The 16,583-nt window shown below is 67.9% G+C and carries 16 protein-coding genes and 7 pseudogenes; 12 read left to right on the top strand and 11 right to left on the bottom strand.

From position 1 onward, the window contains the following. Positions 1–598 precede the first annotated feature (598 nt). The 3 genes from ACIGXX_RS18255 (at position 599) to ACIGXX_RS18245 (ending at position 2,525) form a co-directional block, all read left to right on the top strand. A complete protein-coding gene (locus ACIGXX_RS18255; RefSeq protein WP_399976752.1) occupies positions 599–988 on the top strand; it encodes an ATP-binding protein in 390 nt (129 codons plus the stop codon). Positions 989–1,143: 155 nt separating this feature from the next. Then, entirely contained in the window at positions 1,144–2,010 is an 867-nt protein-coding gene (locus ACIGXX_RS18250) for a SigB/SigF/SigG family RNA polymerase sigma factor (protein ID WP_383825668.1), read from the top strand. A 110-nt stretch (positions 2,011–2,120) separates the two neighbouring features. Next, positions 2,121–2,525, top strand: coding sequence for an STAS domain-containing protein (locus tag ACIGXX_RS18245; RefSeq protein ID WP_351172950.1), 405 nt, complete (start codon positions 2,121–2,123; stop codon positions 2,523–2,525). Between the two features lie 137 nt (positions 2,526–2,662). On the opposite strand, the gene ACIGXX_RS18240 is transcribed toward ACIGXX_RS18245, so the two are convergent. Continuing rightward, entirely contained in the window at positions 2,663–3,232 is a 570-nt protein-coding gene (locus tag ACIGXX_RS18240) for an immunity 49 family protein (protein ID WP_399976749.1), read from the bottom strand. 2 nt (positions 3,233–3,234) lie between these two features. On the opposite strand from ACIGXX_RS18240, the pseudogene ACIGXX_RS18235 reads away from it, so the two are divergent. Next, positions 3,235–3,399: pseudogene (locus ACIGXX_RS18235) on the top strand (4-oxalocrotonate tautomerase); the annotation flags it as partial. Continuing rightward, positions 3,392–3,730: pseudogene (locus ACIGXX_RS18230) on the top strand (alcohol dehydrogenase catalytic domain-containing protein); the annotation flags it as partial. The pseudogenes ACIGXX_RS18235 and ACIGXX_RS18230, both read left to right, overlap by 8 nt. A 213-nt stretch (positions 3,731–3,943) precedes the next feature. Here ACIGXX_RS18230 and ACIGXX_RS18225 read toward each other — a convergent pair. Next, positions 3,944–4,785, bottom strand: a pseudogene (locus tag ACIGXX_RS18225) (IS5 family transposase). Positions 4,786–5,071: 286 nt separating this feature from the next. Between ACIGXX_RS18225 and ACIGXX_RS18220 the strand changes: the two are divergent. Then, positions 5,072–5,707, top strand: coding sequence for a DUF1877 family protein (locus ACIGXX_RS18220; RefSeq protein WP_399976746.1), 636 nt, complete (start codon positions 5,072–5,074; stop codon positions 5,705–5,707). Between the two features lie 321 nt (positions 5,708–6,028). After that, positions 6,029–6,340, top strand: coding sequence for a hypothetical protein (locus ACIGXX_RS18215; RefSeq protein WP_399976743.1), 312 nt, complete (start codon positions 6,029–6,031; stop codon positions 6,338–6,340). 17 nt (positions 6,341–6,357) lie between these two features. On the opposite strand, the gene ACIGXX_RS18210 is transcribed toward ACIGXX_RS18215, so the two are convergent. Next, positions 6,358–6,630 carry a hypothetical protein gene (locus ACIGXX_RS18210; RefSeq protein WP_399976740.1) on the bottom strand — a complete coding sequence of 91 codons (273 nt, stop codon included), beginning with the start codon at positions 6,628–6,630 and terminating at the stop codon, positions 6,358–6,360. A 44-nt stretch (positions 6,631–6,674) separates the two neighbouring features. Between ACIGXX_RS18210 and ACIGXX_RS18205 the strand changes: the two genes are divergently transcribed. Next, positions 6,675–7,061: a hypothetical protein gene (locus tag ACIGXX_RS18205; protein ID WP_399976737.1), complete on the top strand. Its 387-nt coding sequence runs from the start codon at positions 6,675–6,677 to the stop codon at positions 7,059–7,061. Here ACIGXX_RS18205 and ACIGXX_RS18200 read toward each other — a convergent pair. The 3 genes and pseudogenes from ACIGXX_RS18200 to tap all read right to left on the bottom strand — a co-directional run. Further along, positions 7,036–7,158: pseudogene (locus tag ACIGXX_RS18200) on the bottom strand (XRE family transcriptional regulator); the annotation flags it as partial. The gene ACIGXX_RS18205 and the pseudogene ACIGXX_RS18200 overlap by 26 nt on opposite strands. Positions 7,159–7,161: 3 nt before the next feature. Next, complete coding sequence (locus ACIGXX_RS18195; protein WP_399976734.1) at positions 7,162–7,401, bottom strand: hypothetical protein; 240 nt, start codon at positions 7,399–7,401, stop codon at positions 7,162–7,164. Between the two features lie 3 nt (positions 7,402–7,404). Beyond that, entirely contained in the window at positions 7,405–8,964 is a 1,560-nt protein-coding gene (gene tap / locus ACIGXX_RS18190) for a telomere-associated protein Tap (RefSeq protein WP_399976731.1), read from the bottom strand. A 40-nt stretch (positions 8,965–9,004) separates the two neighbouring features. On the opposite strand from tap, the pseudogene ACIGXX_RS18185 reads away from it, so the two are divergent. Both ACIGXX_RS18185 and ACIGXX_RS18180 read left to right on the top strand, forming a co-directional pair. Then, positions 9,005–9,166 (top strand): annotated as a pseudogene (locus tag ACIGXX_RS18185) (hypothetical protein); the annotation flags it as partial. Positions 9,167–9,313: 147 nt separating this feature from the next. Further along, the gene (locus ACIGXX_RS18180; protein WP_399976728.1) at positions 9,314–9,940 is read left to right on the top strand and encodes a class I SAM-dependent DNA methyltransferase; all 627 of its coding nucleotides are present in this window, start codon (positions 9,314–9,316) and stop codon (positions 9,938–9,940) included. A gap of 94 nt (positions 9,941–10,034) precedes the next feature. Here ACIGXX_RS18180 and ACIGXX_RS18175 read toward each other — a convergent pair whose 3' ends face one another. The 3 genes from ACIGXX_RS18175 to ACIGXX_RS18165 all read right to left on the bottom strand — a co-directional run bounded on the left by ACIGXX_RS18175 (position 10,035) and on the right by ACIGXX_RS18165 (position 11,680). Continuing rightward, the gene (locus ACIGXX_RS18175) at positions 10,035–10,541 is read right to left on the bottom strand and encodes a DUF6262 family protein (RefSeq protein WP_399976725.1); all 507 of its coding nucleotides are present in this window, start codon (positions 10,539–10,541) and stop codon (positions 10,035–10,037) included. Positions 10,542–10,549: 8 nt separating this feature from the next. Beyond that, positions 10,550–10,750 (bottom strand): hypothetical protein, encoded by a 201-nt coding sequence (locus ACIGXX_RS18170; protein ID WP_399976722.1) that lies wholly within the window; start codon positions 10,748–10,750, stop codon positions 10,550–10,552. Positions 10,751–10,945: 195 nt separating this feature from the next. Further along, positions 10,946–11,680, bottom strand: a complete 735-nt coding sequence (locus ACIGXX_RS18165) for a tyrosine-type recombinase/integrase (RefSeq protein WP_399976921.1) — start codon at positions 11,678–11,680, stop codon at positions 10,946–10,948. A gap of 873 nt (positions 11,681–12,553) precedes the next feature. On the opposite strand from ACIGXX_RS18165, the pseudogene ACIGXX_RS18160 reads away from it, so the two are divergent. Both ACIGXX_RS18160 and ACIGXX_RS18155 read left to right on the top strand, forming a co-directional pair. Beyond that, positions 12,554–13,585: pseudogene (locus tag ACIGXX_RS18160) on the top strand (DNA polymerase III subunit alpha); the annotation flags it as partial. A gap of 2 nt (positions 13,586–13,587) precedes the next feature. Then, a pseudogene (locus tag ACIGXX_RS18155) lies at positions 13,588–14,612 on the top strand (DNA polymerase thumb domain-containing protein). Positions 14,613–14,649: 37 nt separating this feature from the next. On the opposite strand, the gene ACIGXX_RS18150 reads toward ACIGXX_RS18155, so the two are convergent. Together ACIGXX_RS18150 and ACIGXX_RS18145 are read right to left on the bottom strand one after the other, a co-directional pair. Further along, positions 14,650–14,919 (bottom strand): hypothetical protein, encoded by a 270-nt coding sequence (locus tag ACIGXX_RS18150; RefSeq protein ID WP_399976719.1) that lies wholly within the window; start codon positions 14,917–14,919, stop codon positions 14,650–14,652. 220 nt (positions 14,920–15,139) lie between these two features. Next, positions 15,140–16,291 (bottom strand): HEAT repeat domain-containing protein, encoded by a 1,152-nt coding sequence (locus ACIGXX_RS18145; RefSeq protein WP_399976716.1) that lies wholly within the window; start codon positions 16,289–16,291, stop codon positions 15,140–15,142. Positions 16,292–16,583: the final 292 nt, after the last annotated feature.

The following is a 16,583-nucleotide window of genomic DNA, read 5'->3' as shown; positions in this document are numbered from 1 at the left end:
GTGAGCGGGCGTGCCTCCGATGGCACCCCCGCTGACTTGGGAGTGCTGTGCGGAGGAGTGTGGGTGCGCCGCTGGGCGGACATGCCCTGCCGGCGACGGCCGGGACGCGAGGGACCGAGGCTCTCCCTGAATCGGTCCTCGCGCGAGGTGCCCTTCGGGCAGCAGAGGCTGAGCGTCTTGGATCTGCCCGGTCTCGCGCCGACGAGGACCTCGGCGGCCCCGAAGACCTGGCTGCGCAACGCGTCGGTCACCGGCTGCGCAACGTCGCCAGGCAGGCGATGAACGGAGTGGCCCATCGTTCCGACGGGTTTCCCGTTCGCCAACTCGGCGGGCTGAAGCAGCACATCAACATTGTGCGGGGAGTGCGTCGGATCGATACCGATGCGTTCTCGAGTGCCGTACGCGGAAGGCAGAACACAGCAGAGAAGATCAGTATTGGCAGTGTGTCCCTGGTGGCGTCTTCCCGCTCGGTAACCTTGGCACTCATCGGGCTGGTGGAAGAAGTGTCGTATGCGGCGGGTCGGGCAGACGGAATAGAGCGACAGTGCACTTCCCGATTGACGTTCTCAGAATGATGCAGAGAGGGGCTGAGGTCTTCATGACCACGTACGCGGCACCCGAGATCCAGGAGATGGCGTGCCACGACGCGCGCGCCGAGGTCAGGGCAGTCCTGGCCCCCGCCTGCCGGGCCATGCCTTCGGACCAGGCCAGGCATTTTCGTGATGATGCCCTGCTGGTGGCCAGCGAGTTGGCGTCCAACGCGATCCTGCACGGCGGCGGGCTCACCCGGTTCCATGCCCGCATCGAGAATGGATCCTTGTTGGTACAGGTGAGCGACCGCAGCACGACGCCGCCTCACCTCGTTCGCCCCAACCCCGGACTGCCCGGCGGCTTCGGCTGGATGATCACTCAGCGCCTCGCCTCGTACGTCTCCGTTGACATCCAGCCCGGCGGTAAGACCGTCACCGTCGCCCTGGCTCTGCCGTAACGCCGCCGTTCACTCGTCTCCGGACACGTGAACGTCACCGGACACCCAAAATAATCACTCGGTCTTGTCGCATGCATGACTGTCTCCTTGCCGGGTACTCGGGCCAGCACCGTTAGCGGCAGGCAAGCTCGGAACTACCAGAGGCGGGGCGCATGATGACCGTGACGACGCAGGAGACGACCACGACCACGGCCGCTCAGGCTCGGGAGGAACTCGTCGAGCGTGCTTACGCCGACCCCTCTTCCATAGCGCCGAAGGATGCTCGGGAGATCGGCAAGAGGTTCTTCCACCGGCTGACCCAGCTGGAGGAGGGCACGCACGAGTACCAGTACGTGCGCAACTGCCTGATAGAGATGAACCTCTCCCTCGTGCAGTACGCCGCCTCACGGTTCCGCCACCGCGGCCAGGAGGAGATGGAGGACATCGTTCAGGTCGGCACGATCGGCCTGATCAAGGCGATCGACCGCTTCGAGCTGACCCGCGAGGTCGAGTTCGCCACCTTCGCCGTCCCCTACATCACGGGGGAGATCAAGCGGTTCTTCCGCGACACCAGCTGGGCCGTGCACGTGCCGCGGCGCCTGCAGGAAGCCCGTATCGAACTGTCCAAGGCCAGCGAAGAACTGCGCACCCGCCTGGGCCGCAACCCCTCCACGGCCGAGCTGGCGGAGTTGATGCAGCTGGAGCCGGCCGAGGTCGCCCAGGCCCAGATGGCGTCCAACGGCTACAACGCCTCTTCTCTGGACGCCGCGGTGACCAACGGAAGCGACGAATCCGACACCGCGCTGGCCGATTTCATCGGCTTCGAAGAGGACTCCTACGAGCTCATCGACAACTTCAACTCCCTGGCTCCGCTCATTGCCGACCTGGACGATCGTGAGCGCACGCTGATCCACCTGCGGTTCGTCGAGGAGCAGACCCAGGCACAGATCGGTGAAGCACTGGGTGTCTCGCAGATGCACGTCTCCCGGCTGATCACCCGCGTCGTGGCCAAGCTCCGCACCGGCCTGATGACCACCAACTAGGCCCGGCGGCACAGCTCGCCGCGTTCTCCTCAGCTGCCCCCACCCTGTGGTCCCGTGCGGACCGGAGGGTGGGGTGCGTTCGGGGCACGCCATGTGTAAGGGTGCTGTGCATGACATCAGGCAGCGGGAACGTGCGTCTTGACCAGCAGGAACGTGTGGCGGTGATCACTCCGTTCGGTGACGTGGACCTGGAGCATCTCGCCGACGTCACCGTGAGCTTCGCGCAGGTACTGTCCGACCCGTCGACGGACGCGACGCTGATCGATTTGTCGGAAGTGACCTTCGCCGACAGCACCTTCCTCAACCAGCTCCTCCACACCTTCTCCGACCACACTGCCGCAGCCAGGCCGCTCGTCTTTACCGGTCCCCTGCAGTCGGCAGTGCAACGACTGCTGCACATCACCGGAACCGACATGATCCTTCCCCTTGCCGACACCGCACTCGAGGGGCTGCAGCGACTTCGCGCAGCCGACCCGTCCGCGGCGAGGGGCCAAGAGCCTTCCGCCGGCATCTGACGGCCGTCGGGACAAGCAGCACAGACATCGATCGCACCGTGCCGCTCAGCTGTCGATCGCACATGCCGTAGCGCAGCATGCGCAGCTCGAGTTCCAACCTTCGACTGGCAGGCCGACAGGGCGGTGAGCGCACTGGTTCAGCCACTGACCGAAGGCGCGCCTTCGGAGGCCCTCAGCATGGCCTGTGGCAGGTAGGCCGAGTGGACGCGCAAGTCCCAGCCATGCACTTGGACTGCCTGTGCGGCCAGGGCGACGGTCTTGTGCGGCAGGAGGCTTCGGGGCGGAGCATCGGATGGTGTGCTCTCCCGGTGCTGGACAAGCCGGTGCTCCAGGGCTTGCTCGAAGGCCGACTGGTCATCCTCCAGGAGTACGCACAGCAGACGCTGATCCGGCGTCAGCGATTCGAGCGCATTCAGCTGCCGCTGTGCGTCGGCGCGCTCGCCGACAGTCGGCCTGCACAGCGTTACCGACGGCCAGCGGCGGGGAAGATGGCCCTCAGCCTGGGTGAGGTAGCCGCACAGGGCGTCCATCTCCGCCAGCTCGCCTGGATCCGACTTCGATTCCAGCTTCGAGTGCGGCACACCGCTGCGGATGTCAGGCGCGATGTCGCCGCGCAGCAGCAGCCCGATGGCCAAGTCCCGTTCCCGGATCATGCCGCTGCTCACAGCCAACGTGAAGGCGTCCAGCCAGGTCCTCGCGGTGGCCACCTGCGACGAAGACGGTCCTGGCCGCGGCCGGCCTCTCCCCCGACGACGCACTGCGGGTGTGGGTCCTCGTACATGAGCAGCCGGACGGCACCTGGGGCGCGGGCGGCTCCGTCATCCGCCACGCCGATCTCGTCGTCCTGGCGAAGGGGCAGCAGGCCGATGCGTGAACTGCCCTACGTCGCCCGGAACTCGGTCGAATGGCGCGAGGCCCCCGACCCCCAACTCCGGTCCGCCGGGCAGGCGATCGTCGCCCCGGTGGCCGCGCCCTCCTGCGACGTCGACACGGCGATCCTGGCCGGACACGGCTTCATCGACCCGCCGTTCGCCCTCGGCCACGAGTGCGTCGCCCGCGTCACCGACATCGGCGACGCCGTGACCACCGTGGCGCCCGGCGACCTGGTGGTCGTGCCCTGGTCCATCAACTGCGGCAGCTGCGACCACTGCCGCATCGGACTGACCGCCCACTGCACCACGGTCCCCCGCATCCATGTACTGGGCGATGAGGCGCCGTACCTGCGCCTCCCTCTGCCGGTCAGGAGCGGGCCAGTCTTGAGGACAACGCTGAACTGAGCCGGCGGCCGGAAGACCGGGCGGTCGGGCGGTCGGGCGGTCGGGCCGCCGAGAACTCCGTCGGATCACTCTTCGCCGACTGCGATGTCAGAGATATGACTGACTGAGCGTTTCGCCCTGCGGGGTGTGTTTGATCCCGGGTCAGGTGCCGCGCCAGTTGGGGGTGGCTTCGCCGGTGAGGCGGCGGGTCATGAGGTCGATCATCGCGAGTTGGATCATGGCTTCGGAGCGGTGCGGATAGGTTTCGTAGTCGCGGGCGAGTCGGCGGTGGTGCATGAGCCACCCGATGCTGCGCTCGATCGTCCAGCGTCTGGGGATGATGGTGAACCCCTTGACGCCCGGCGGGCGTTGGACGGGGTGAACGTCGATGCCCAGGCGGGCGCCGTGGTTGATGGCGGTGGTGCGGTAGCCGGCGTCCACCCATGCCTTGCGTATGTGCGGATGGGTGGCGGCGATGCGGGTGAGCAGGGTGACGCCGGCCGCGGTGTCGGAGACGCTCGCGGCGGTGACCAGCACGGTCAGCGGCAGGCCCAGGGTGTCGCAGCCGAGGTGGCGTTTGCGGCCGATGATCCGCTTTCCCGCGTCGGTGCCCTGGCCGGCCAGGTGCACGTTGGCGGAGGTCTTGATGGTCTGGGAGTCCAGCACGCAGGCGGACAGTTCGCCGTTGTGTCCTTCGGCCTCGCGGACCAGGTGCCGCAGCAGGCCGGTGAGCTGGGCGAAGATGCCGTCCTTCTGCCAGCAGGCGAAGTAGTGGTAGGTCGTGGGCCAGGGCGGGAAGTCGTGGGGCAGGTAGCGCCAGGGGACGCCGGTGCGGTCCACGTACAGGATCGCGTTCATCAGTGAGCGCAGGTCGTGTTCGGGCGGGCGGCCGATGTCCAGGCCGCGGCCGCGGCGCTCGGCGCGCGCCAGGCGGTGAGCACCGGCTCGATCAGCTGCCAGCGGTCCTCGGAGAGGTCGCTGGGGTAGCCGCTGTTGGCGGTCATGTTTCAGATGTACTGCGAGGTGGCCGCCCCGACCAGTGGCCAAAGGCCAACGAGCGGGCCCTGGTTGGGATCAGACAGGAGACATTGGGATCAAACAGTCCTCTGGCGCCTCGCAGCGAACTGGTGGCCCGCCTCTCACTTCAGTGCCCCCTGCCAGCCCTCTCGAATCATCGTGTAACGACATCAGACAGGGCGAAACGCTCAGTGAGCTTGAGGTTTAACCTCTCGTGGGCTGCTAGGTGCGCATGGCGCATTGGTACAGCCAAGTGGCGCATAGGCTGGCGGGGTGGGTTTCTGGATGACGCTCTCGCGGCACGAAGCGGTACAGGTTCAAGCGCTGTTGAACCACCCCGAGGGGGCGCAGGCAGGTCGCGAGAGGCTGCGGGGAGCTTGGAACCAGGGAGGACTGTGTGCGTTCTTGAACGAGGGAGACGTCCTGCGCGAGCCTCAGGAGAACGTGCCGACGCTGGATTTCATCGAGCAGAACGACGACATCAAGCGCAACTGGGATGGACTACATGTGCTACTGACCGGCTGCGCGGACCATGATGAGGTCGAGCACAACGAGCCCTGCGGATGGGCGCCGGCGCGTGATGTGGTGATGGGCGGTCTGGCACTCGCAGAGGTGGGCAGCACCGAGCGGCCGCTCGACATTCCCCTGCTGCTGACGCCTGCCGAGGTGCGCGCGGTGCACAGCTTCCTGTGCGACATCGACGCCTCAAGGCTGGTCCGCGAGCGCGCCAGGTTGGTGGAGAATGCCGGCGTATATTCCTTTCACATGAACGTCGGATTGCCCGATGGCAGCAGCAGGGTAATGAGTATGGTCGAAGACGGCTCCCTGGCCGAGAGCCTGGAAGGCGTGCGCGGGTTCTACGCTCGCGCCGCAGCGTCCGGAAACGCCGTCATCAAGGAAATCGCCTGAAGAGCAGTGCCGCCGCAGTCGGTCCCATCAGGAGTCTGGCGGGTCCTACCCGCTGCTCGCTGTCGCCACCCGCTCTGTTACTCAAGACTCGTATCCACAAGGTGACCCGGGGCGCGCAGGTTATGAAACTCCGGCGTGACGCCCGGCCGTCACGCCGATGTTCTGGAACCCCGGCGAGCATTCGCGCTTGCGGCGCGGCCACGCTGTTGACGGGGAAGGGCGCCCAGGACCAGATCACCAAGGTGCAGCTCAGAGGTTAAAACTCAAGGTGAGAGACTGTCTCTGAACCTCCGTGTGATCCAGTTCGGATAGGGTCCCGGCATGTCAACTGAGGATCGCCACGATCTCACCGCCTTCTGCACTGCGGCGCAGACCGGATACGTACTACAGGTCATACGTGACGGTGATGCCCAGCCGGTCGCCGAGAAGGAACTGTTCGGCTGGCCGGATTGGCCGGAGTTCCCGCCTGCCGCTGCCCATGCGGCGGGGTGCGAGCTGGTCATGCTCGGCTACATGATCTGGCCTGACACGGTCACGCCCGACTCGTTGATCGGGTGGCGCCGTGTCCCGGGCAAGCAAGCGTGGTCGGCGACGATCGGAAGCTTTCAAGAACTCCAGAAGCACGGGTACTGAGGTTCAAAGACGGCTTGTCAGCACGTCCGCTCCTTCTCGACGTTGAAGTCGACGACGTACCACCGCTTCCCGATGGTCCGCGCCGTGTGGGTCAACGTGTAGCGGCGCACTTGATTGGGGCTGGTGACGACCTTGCCGTGCTTGACCGCATCCCACTTGCTGGTGTCGAGGCATTCCTTGATCGAGGCCTTGTGCGGGCTGCTCTCGACATCAACGGCCTGGGCCTTTGCCGTGCTTGTCGGCTTGCCGGTGAACTTGATCGCGGCCTGGCGGTAGTTGATCTCGTACACGCGTAGCCCCCCGGCTCTGCAAAGGGCTGGTCTACGCTCACCGCGTGGGCCTGTGCATGGAACTCCTGATCGTCGACTGCGCGTACATAGAAGCGACGCCGGCCGACCTGCGAGCCGACCTGGTGGAGACCGCTGCGTTCGGCAGTGGCGACGTCGGGGAGGCCCGACGGCCGGAGGGATGGTCCTGGCCTGAGGCCCACGGCGGCAGCCCCTGGTACGCGCGCTACGAGTTCCGTAACACGCTCACCTCGTACAAGCCGCACTTCTGGGCCGGTGAACGCTGGGACAAGACGCGAGGGTTCGTCCAGCCCGGACTCCGCACGGTACTCGACGAGTTCAGTGCCCCATTGTTCTGGGGCGAGTACAACTGGGAGTTCGCGGACCCTCCATTCACCCCTGCCGTTCGGCCTTCGCGCTGCCCAGCTGTTTGAGCAGGTAGCCGATCTGGGCCTTCAGCGTTTTCGGCGGCTGTCGTGTGAATGACTCCCGGTCGGCCCGCTCGATGGCGTCCTCGATCTCTCCGGCCACGGTTCAACTCCCTTCGGGTGTGGGGTCCTGGCCGTCAGGGTCAACGAGCCGGAGCCAGGTTTCGCTCGTCTCTCGCAGGTCATGGCGCCACAGCTCGAACCGCGGCGAGGTGCGGTGGGCCCGCAGGGAGAGCTGCAGTGCCTCCATACGCGCCTCCAGGCGGTCCAGGGTCCGCTTCAGCTCGGCCCCGGCCTCCAGCGACGGTGTGCCGCTTGGGGCGGATCCGCCGGTGTCGGTGGTCACGGCCTACTCGCCTGCGTCCAGGACGGCGTCGCCGCCCTTGATGTGCCGGGCCGGGTTAAGGCCCTTTTCCATCAGGTCGACCGCCCACAGCATCGACTGGACGCCCTCCAGCTTCGCCAGGCCCGGCGTGGGTCCGAGGCGGAACCCGCCGGGCTGCGGCTTGCCGCTGGCGGCGTACGGCAGGAAGTCCAGCGGGCTCTCACCCGGCGACGGGTAGACGACGCAGTCGGAGAGCACAGCGAGCGGGTACAGCCCGGTCATCTTCACCATGTTGTTGAGCTTGCGGTGCATGTTGACCCGGGCCTTGGAGATGACGGCGGCGCGGATGTCGGGGCGCCAGGTCGGCCGCTGAAGGGCCGGCCACGTCTCGCCTTCCTTGTAGGACTTGCCCTGCGGGCGCTCGCGGAGCTTGCCGACGCCACCCTTCACCGTGGCCTTGATGGCGGAGAGGACGGCGGCCATCGCCGGGTCGATCTGCTTGTGCTGCTCCATCGCCGCGAGGAACTGCCGGTCGTCCAGGTCCCGGGTGACGCCGAGGTCGGCGAGGGTGTCGACATACGCCGTCTTGAGCCGGTCGTGCCACGGGGCAAGGTAGGCGCCGGTCTCGCGGCGCAGGTACGCCTCGATCGGGTGGACGTCGTGGCCGAGCTCCTGGGCGTAGGCCAGGGTGTGGGTCTGGTACCAGGCCGGGCCCGTCGGACGGGTGCCGTCCGGGGTGAACGGCGAGGGCAGGCGCGGGTCCAGCTCGATGTGGGAGAGGTCGACCAGCCAGCTCCCGGGGATCTTCGGGTTGAACGTCGGGGCGTGGAAGTGGTCCGGGGCGGAGAGGCCGACGACCAGGCGGGCCGCGGCGGCGAGGAAGGCGGTGTTGAGGTCCAGGCCGACCGCGAAGGGCAGCGTGCATTCCTCATCGGACAGCGTGTCCACCGAGCGCACCCACTGGTACGCCTCTTCGTTGAGGAACCCGCCGCTCCAGCCGGAGTTCACGACGACGGGGTGTTCGGCGGTGGCCTCCGGGGGCGCCGGGTCCATCGGCTCGGTGCCCAGCGAGCCGGAGTTGTAGCCGGAGACCCAGTTCCCGGTCTGCGGGTCCTGTACGGCCTTCGTGGGCGGGCGCAGGGTCGTCATCAGCTCCAGTCCGGAGACGGCTGTCGATCCGCGCGGGGTGATGACGCGCGTGGCGTAGACCGCAAGGACGCGGGCGACGTCGGCCGGCTCCATCTCCGTGACGCCCGGCCAGGACCGTTCATCGAGGGCGTCCCAGGACAGGATCGCCAGCTGCACACACTGGCGCTCGCGGCCCTGGGCCTTGCGGTAGATGCGCGCCCACGGGCCGAACCCGCGCTGTGTGAGCTTCCACTTCGCCTTCGCTACCTGCTTGACCACGGGGTGGTCCTCGGGCAGGCGCAGCGAGCGGCGTTGTTCGTGGCCTTCGAGGCGCTCCGGGAGCCCGAGCTTCACCGCGGCGGCCGCGGTGAGCGCGATCAGCGGGTCGCTGTCCTTGCCGTTGCGGTGCAGCTTCGCGGCGCCGAGGCCGGACTCGTTGAGGGTCCACTCCACCATGTCCACCACCGTGGCCGCCGGGCAGTCCAGCACGATGCCGTCCGAGGGGCTGGACGGCCTGGTACGCGGCTATGCGATGCACCCGTGCGGCGTGATCCTCTCCAACGCCTCATTGCTGGACCGGCTGCCGGTGCAGCCCACCCCCGGCGGTGCGTATCCGATGGTGCAGGCTGACAAGGAGGACGTGGCTTCTCTGGGGGTCGATGCTGTTGCCGTGGGTTCTGTCTCACGTTGATGCTGCTCAGCGACCTAGTAGGTGAGTTTATGCATCACAACACCTGTGGTGCTAGGGCCGGTTCGTGACCGTGTGACAGGCAGCCAGTTGTGTGCCGGTGTTAGCTTCTCTCCCGTGGGATACCAGGACGAGACCAGGGCGGCCTATGACGGGGTCGTCGAGCTGTATGCATCGTTGTTTGCCAATCGGTTGGAGACGCAGCCGTTCTCACGGAACATGATCGGCTCCTTCGCCGAACTGGTGCGTGAGAACGGGAACTTGCGGGCAGCCGACGTCGGGTGCGGGCCGGGACATCTGACGGCCATGTTGCACGACCTTGGACTGGACGCTTTCGGGCTCGACCTCTCCCCGGTCATGGTCGACCACGCCCGCCGGGCCCATCCGGCGCTGCGGTTCGACGAGGCGAAGATGGAGGCGCTGCCCGTCGAGGACGGCTCGCTCGGTGGCCTGCTGGCCCACTACTCGATGATTCATACCCCGCCTGGGGAACTGCCTGCGGTGATCGCCGAGCAGGTGCGTGTCCTGGCACCAGGGGGCCTGCTCCTGGTCTCGTTCTTCGCGACTGACGGGTCGGGGCCGGTCCGCTTTGACCACAAGGTGACGCCCGCCTATAGCTGGCCGGTGGACCGGTTTGCCGAGTTGCTGGCGGGTGCCGGGCTCGTCCCGTTCGCTCGGCTGGTCCACGACCCGGCCTCCGAGCGGGGCTTCCTCGATGCCCACTTGCTGGCCCGCCACCCCTAGAGACTGTCCCGTGAGCGGTTCTCGGCGGCCTTTGGCCGCCGAGAACCGGCGTGGGGTGACCTGAGCGATCAGATCGGACCGTGGCCAGTCGTGATCAAGGCCGGTGGTTCAGGGTCCGGGTCAACTCCCGATTGGCCGCTCGAGCAGCTTCCAGCTCCTCGGTCCGCTCGTCGAGTTCGCCTTGCTTGGCGGCGACCTCCTGCTCGAGGAGGGCGATGCGACGCTGGAGGTGGTCGATGTCGATGGGTGCGCCAAGACCGGATTCGGCCCAGATGGCATCGCCGAGCTGGGAAGAAAGGCGGCTCTCCAGCTGGCGGACCCGTGCCGCGAGACGCTTGTTGCGTTCGAGTGCGTTTGTGAGGTCGGTTTGCAGCGAAGTCCGACTGACCGCTGCTGTTCGGCCCTCCTCAACAGGGGTGTTGGCGGCGGCGTGGACGCGTTCGAGTAGGTCGGGGTGGCGATAGAGGAAGGTGCGGTCAACCCGAGCGGTTCTGGCGAGGCCGGAGACGGTGATGTCCCCGCCGTTCTTGGCGGCGGCGTCGATGGCTTTCAGGACGCGTTCGCGGCGGCGGGCCGAGTCGGCGCGCTTGCCGTCGATCATGGGGTTGGTCATCCTGCGGGCCTTTCGGGGCGGAGGTCCTGGGGTGGGCTGACGCGGGGCAGGCCGAGTGAGACGACGCGGCGGGTGCGGCGGACCGTGGCGACGGCTTCCTTGATCTGGATGCAGTCCTCCTCGGTGAGGTCCTCAAGGTCTTCACGGACGCGTTTGACCAGGCGGCGGACCCGGGCGATCTCCTCGTCGGAAGGCATGGCCTCCGCCTTGGCCCACGAATCAGCGGCGAAGGCGGCGAGTCGCTCGCGACCGCGCAAGAGGTCGGCGAGATATGCCTCCAGGTCAGGGAGGTAGGAGACGTCAGTGCGGAAGTGATCGCAGCCGACGCAGCGGAAGCGGACGGGGCAGTCGTGCCCGCCGGCCTGGACGTTGGTGGGTTCGGTGCAGAGCCCCTAGGGGACCTGGACCTCGCCGATGGCCCGGCGGGCGTGCTCGGAATCGAGGAGGGCCTGTGCCTTGCGCCAGACGCGATTGCCGTTGCGGTCGAACTGCATCGCGGTGACCCGCTCGACAGCTTCTCGCTTGCGGGCCTCGCCGACCCGGTAGTACTGCTGAGTAGTCGACAGCTGACGATGGTCCATGAGGGCCTGCAGGGCGTCAGGGGCGACGCCGGCGTCAGCGTGGCGCTGAGCGTAGGTGTGCCGGTAGGCGTAGGGGAAGATCTTCGCCTTGTCGAACGGCAGCATCTTGGTGATCTGGTGGCCCGCGACGGTGACCCTCGTTGGGACGAGGAATTCGGGCAACGATTCCACCCAGGTCCGGTGGCGGGCCGACAGCCAGTCGGCGTTGACCGGCTTGGTGCCTGTCGTGTTGGTCAAGACGGTCGGCAGCAGCTTGAGCGAGCTCGTGGGGGTGTCGGGAAACCGTGCTCGCACTCGTTCCTGCTGGGCGATGATCAGGGCGCCGGTCTCCCCGCCGATCGGCAGACGTCGGGCATTCCGGGCGGACTTGTGATTGTCATAGATCAGTGTGAGCTTGCCGTCCTCGTCTCGTTCCAGGCAGTCGTAGGGCAGCTTGCAGATCTCCGCAGGCCGACGTCCGGTGTCCATGAGCAGTTCAGTGGCGGTGCGGATCTCGGGACTGCTCATGGATTCGAGGCGGTCGAAGTGCTGACAGAGCTGGGTCATCACCTCGTCCGGCAGGTCGCGGCCGGCCTCGTCGTCCTCGGGGTCGTCGGGGACGTCCTCGTGCCGCAGGGCAAAGGTCTCGCAGAGTCCGTGCAACGGCTGATCGGCCCTGGTCAGGCCGAGGGTCCGCATCCGGCCCAGGATCCGCCTGACGTAACGGATCACGCTCACGTGCTTGTGAGCACCGAACTCGCCCCGTTGTTTGAGGAACAGCAGGCGGTTGAGGAAGATGCTCACGTCGTCGCGGGAAACAGCACGGATGACGTCTCCGTGATCCGGCCGGTTCAGGCGCAGACTCTCCGAGAGCAGGGTGATGGCGTTGAGGTGTGACTGGACGGTCGTGCGGGCGTTGGAGCCGCGTCGCTGCGGGATGTCGTCCAGCGCCCAGCATTTCGCGGCTTCGTTCAGCCACGGTTGACTGATCTTGTCGAAGTAGAACTGCCCGTCCAGGCCGAAGGCGTAGCCGGACCAGATGTTCTTGTGCCGCTCGGTCTCCGGGGTCAGGCCGAAGCGTCCAAGGTGCTTCAGGATGCCGGTGGCGATGCTTCTGACGTGGTAATTCAGCTGGTCCAGATCGAGCTCGGTGAGCGTGGCAACCTGCTGTGAGCGGGCCTTGTCGCAAAACGACCGCAGGAGGTAGTCCTTCTGCATCACTCCCTCGTCAACGCGTTCCTGAAGGCCGTAGAGGATCTCGTTCACCACCCGGTTGGGCAGGCCCCGGAGGCTGATCACTGCGTTCTGGGAGATCGCATTCTGGGTCTTTCGCCAGTGCTCCTCGTCGATCGGTCCCCCTTTGCGGATGTGGGCCGAACGACGCTGGGCGTGAGGTTGGCAGAGACCGGTCGGGCTCTGCCGCTGTCGGTAACACGCTGCGACTTCACACGGCACGGCGTTCTCGTACTGCCGGTCGATGTTTCCCGTTCGCTGCCCGAGCACCGCGTCGAGGCCACCAGTTCCGGGTCTGGGTGGGGGGTGCGGCTGGCGCTGTCCACGGTCAAGGGCATGAGTGAGGCCGAGTCTGCGCGGATCGCCGCAGCCCAGCCCTACGGCAGCCTGCAGGACTTCTGGCAGCGGGCCAGACCCTCGCTGCCGATCGCCGAGCGCCTCATCCAGATCGGTGCCCTGGACGCGGTGAAGGTCGAGCTCACGCGGCGGGATCTGCTGCTGCAGGCCACCGAACTGCACCGCCACGCCCGCAATCGGACCACCGCCAGCGGGCAGCTCGCCCTGGGCGGCGACCTGGTGACGGCCGAGCCCAGCGGCCTGCGGGAACTGTCCAGCCGTGAGCGGATGAGCGCGGAACTCGAAGTCCTCTCCATCGACGTCTCCCGGCACCTGATGGAGCACCACCACCGGCTGCTGCGCGAGCTCGGCGCCACTGATGCGACGCATCTTCAGCGCCTGCACCCGGGCCAGAAGGTTCTGGTCGCCGGTGTGCGCGCCTCCACCCAGACCCCGCCCATCCCCTCCGGTAAGCGCGTCATCTTCGTGACCCTGGAAGACGGAGCCGGGCTCGTCGACCTTGCGTTCTTCGAGGACTCCCACGAGGCCTGCGCCCACACCATCTTCCATTCCGGGCTGCTGCTGGTGCGCGGCACGGTGGAGGCGCGCGGCCCGCGCCGCACCGTCGTCGGCAAGATGGTCTGGGACTTGGACGCCGTGGCGGCCACGCGCCGCGATCACGGCCCGCAGGCCGCCCTCGACCTGCTCGGCCAGCCCACGCTCGCGCCCACCCCGGCCCAGCCCTCCGCCCCCGTAGGTGCGGCAGAGGGGAAGCAGGGCCGGGTGCTGCAGGACGGCACAGCAGGATCGACTCTGCACGCATGGGCTGACCTCCAGCCGGCCGGCAGCCGCTCCGCTGACCTGCGGCGCCTTGGCCACCGGTCCCCCGGCTCGGCAGGCTGACCATGTCCAGCTCCCCGGCCCCACGCCCCCGTACGGCGCCCTGCATCGCCCGGGTTCGCTTCCACCTGCCTGACGATGGACCGGGTTCCCTGTTCGAGCAGCTGCTGACTTTGATGGAGGGGATCACTCCGAGGCTGAGGGCGCTGGCGCCCGACAGCGTCGAGCTGGACCTCACCGGTGCGCTGGGTTACTTCCAGCGCGATGCGGAGGGCCTGGCCCAGCTGGTGAGGCTGCGGGCGCTGGCGCTGTATGGCATCAACAGCACGGCGGGCGTGGCGTCCAACGCCATGCTCGCGGCGATGGCGGCGGCCGCCACTCCGCGGGGGCAGATCACCGTGGTCGGCTCCGATCCCTATGCGATCGCCGCGTTCCTGCGGCCCCGGCCGGTCACCGCCCTGCCGGGGGTGGGGTCCTCAACCGCGCGCCAGCTGAACCGGGTTGGCCTGACTACGATCGGCGAGCTCGCCGACGCTCCGCTGCTGACCGTGCAGCGTCTGCTCGGCATGGAGATGGGCCGCACCCTGCACCAGCGTGCCCACGGCATCGACCACCGGCCCTTCATCCCGCAGGCCCCCACCCGCACCGCAGGCTGTGAGCATCGCTTCGACCGCGACGAACTCGACCCCGACCAGCATCGGCGTGCCCTGCTCGCGCTGGCCGAACAGCTTGGCGCCCGGCTGCGCGGTGAGCAGCAGGCCTGCCGCGTCCTCACCTTGACCGTCCGCTATGCCGACGGCTCCACCACCGCCCGCCGGACGACCTTGCCCGAGGCCACCAGCCACAGCCGCGCCCTCGCTCGCGGCGCCTATGGCTTGTATGAAGCGCATGGCCTGCAGCGGGCCCGCGTCCGAAATCTGTCCCTGCGCGCCGAACTCACCCCCGCCAGGACGCCCACCACCAGCTCAGCCTCGACACCAGCGACGACAAGGCCCGACAGATCGAGGCGGCCGCTGACAAGGCGCGCACCCGCTTCGGGCCCGGCGCGGTCACACCCGCCATCCTCGCCGCCCCCCAGCCTCCCGCCTGATACGAAAATACCTCGTTGGCAAACATCGACTGGCGGCTCAGGCCGCTTCGACGGGTTGGAGGCTGACCTGGTAGCCGAGCTGGTTGAGCTGGCTGACCAGCCGGCGGGTGGCGCGGGTCTTGCCGGTGCGTTCGAGGAAGTAGTCGCCGCCGAGGTCGGCGTGGGGGACGTCGTGGGTGAGCATGTGCCAGATGGCGATGAGGATCGAGTGCTCCAGGGCGACGACCGCCCGGCGTTTGCCGCGGCGGGCGACCAGGCGTCGGTAGCGGGCCGCTAGGTAGGTGTTCTTGGTGCGGGCATCAGCCATGGCGCCTTGGCCGAGGGCCGCCTTCAGCCAGGGATCACCGTGCCGGGTCCGTCCGGTGGGCTGGCGGCGGCACCGTGGAATGCGCAGGCCGCGTACGCACGGGACCTGCGGATGTACTGCAGCTTCCTGTGGTCGGCCCGGGCGGATGCGGGTGGCGGGTGGCGACGGCCGAAGACCGTGCGGCGTACGAGTGGTGGCGTCGACGGGACGAGCGTCGAGCTCAGGTCGATGCGGTCCGCGCGCGAATGCGGTGCGCGGTCCGCAGTCCCTGCTTGGCCGCGGTTGCCACGAGGCTGCCGAGGGTGGTTCTGGTGAGGTCGTGGGCGGCGAGGCGTTCCAGTGCTGGCAGGGCCCGGTGGTCGGCGGTGGAGCCGAGCGCGCGACAGGCCAGTGCTCGAAGGTCCGGGTCGGGATCAGTGGTGAGGGCGATCAGGTCGTCCACCACCGGCGGGCCGAAGGCAGCGATCGCTGAGGCGAGATGACTGGCCTTCGGGTTCCGGCGTTCCATCATGGCCTGCCAGAGCACAGCCAGTGCCCGGTCGCCGCCGATTTGGCCGAGCGCCAGGGCAGCCCTGCTGCGTACCCGGTTGGTCTCGTCGTACAGCCGGGCTGTCAGGGCGGGCACGGCGGCGTATTCCTCGAAGAGGCCGAGCGCCTCGCAGGCACCCTCGCGGACCATGGGATCGGGATGTTCCAGCAGGGCGATGATCAGCGGAACGGCCCGGCGGAAGCCGAGCTCGGCACAGGCGAGCGCCGACCACCGCACCCCGCGGTGCCCGGTGTCGGCGAGCGCACGCAGTAGGCCCGGTTCGACGCTCGCGTCGCCGAACAGGGCGATCCGGTTGAGTGCCTTGGTCCAGACGGTGACATCCTGCGTCCGGTGGTCGGAGGCGACCTCGGACAGAGCCGCCCGGGCCTGCGGATGGCCGAGCTCGGCCCACTCCAGCAGGGCGTCGATCGCCCGCAGCCGGATCGTGCGGTTCCTGCTCAACTCGGCGGCGTGGACGGTGACGAGGGATGTCGGCCCGTCCGGCGGGTGGCCGAGTGCGTCCCCGACCGGGCCGACGAGCGGTGGTTCGAGCTCGCCCAACCACAGGGCCAGTGGGCCGATCCGGGTGCCGACGTCCGTGTCGTATCGGCCGTCGCCCCGCAGGTTCGTGGCCAGCTTGGCGACCGTACGGAACAGCAGCCATGCGCGGTCCGATGGGGAATCAGAGAGGGCGTCGAGTCGGCCGGAGATCGCCGCGGTGACGGCGTTCGGCGGGCGACCAGTGGCCTTGAGGACCGCCTCCGCCCAGGCGAGTGGCTCGCCCTGACGCTCGTAGAGCTGGCGACCCCACAGGCGGAGGATGGCATCACGATCGTCGGTCATCCGAGGATCGTTCCAGCGGGGAACACCGACAGCCAACGGGTTTTCCTCGCTGTCGGAGGGAAGGCCGTTCTGGAGACGGTGTCCTGGGGATGGGACATCGCCGGAGACGACTCGACCGGGTTCACGATCAAATCCAGCCCGCTTGGCGAGCGCGCAAACCAGTATTTCGGGCCGGACTTGATGAACGATCAGGCACCCCTGACCACTCTCGTCGCAGATCTCTGCCATCGAGCCCGCGAGCCGCGGTCCTTCAACACGTAGGACTTGACAGAGAACGGATGGCGGCCGGTGT

The organism is Streptomyces sp. NPDC055243 (assembly GCF_044544025.1).
In the GTDB taxonomy this organism is placed as follows: domain Bacteria; phylum Actinomycetota; class Actinomycetes; order Streptomycetales; family Streptomycetaceae; genus Streptomyces.
This window is presented reverse-complemented; position numbering and strand designations above follow the sequence as displayed.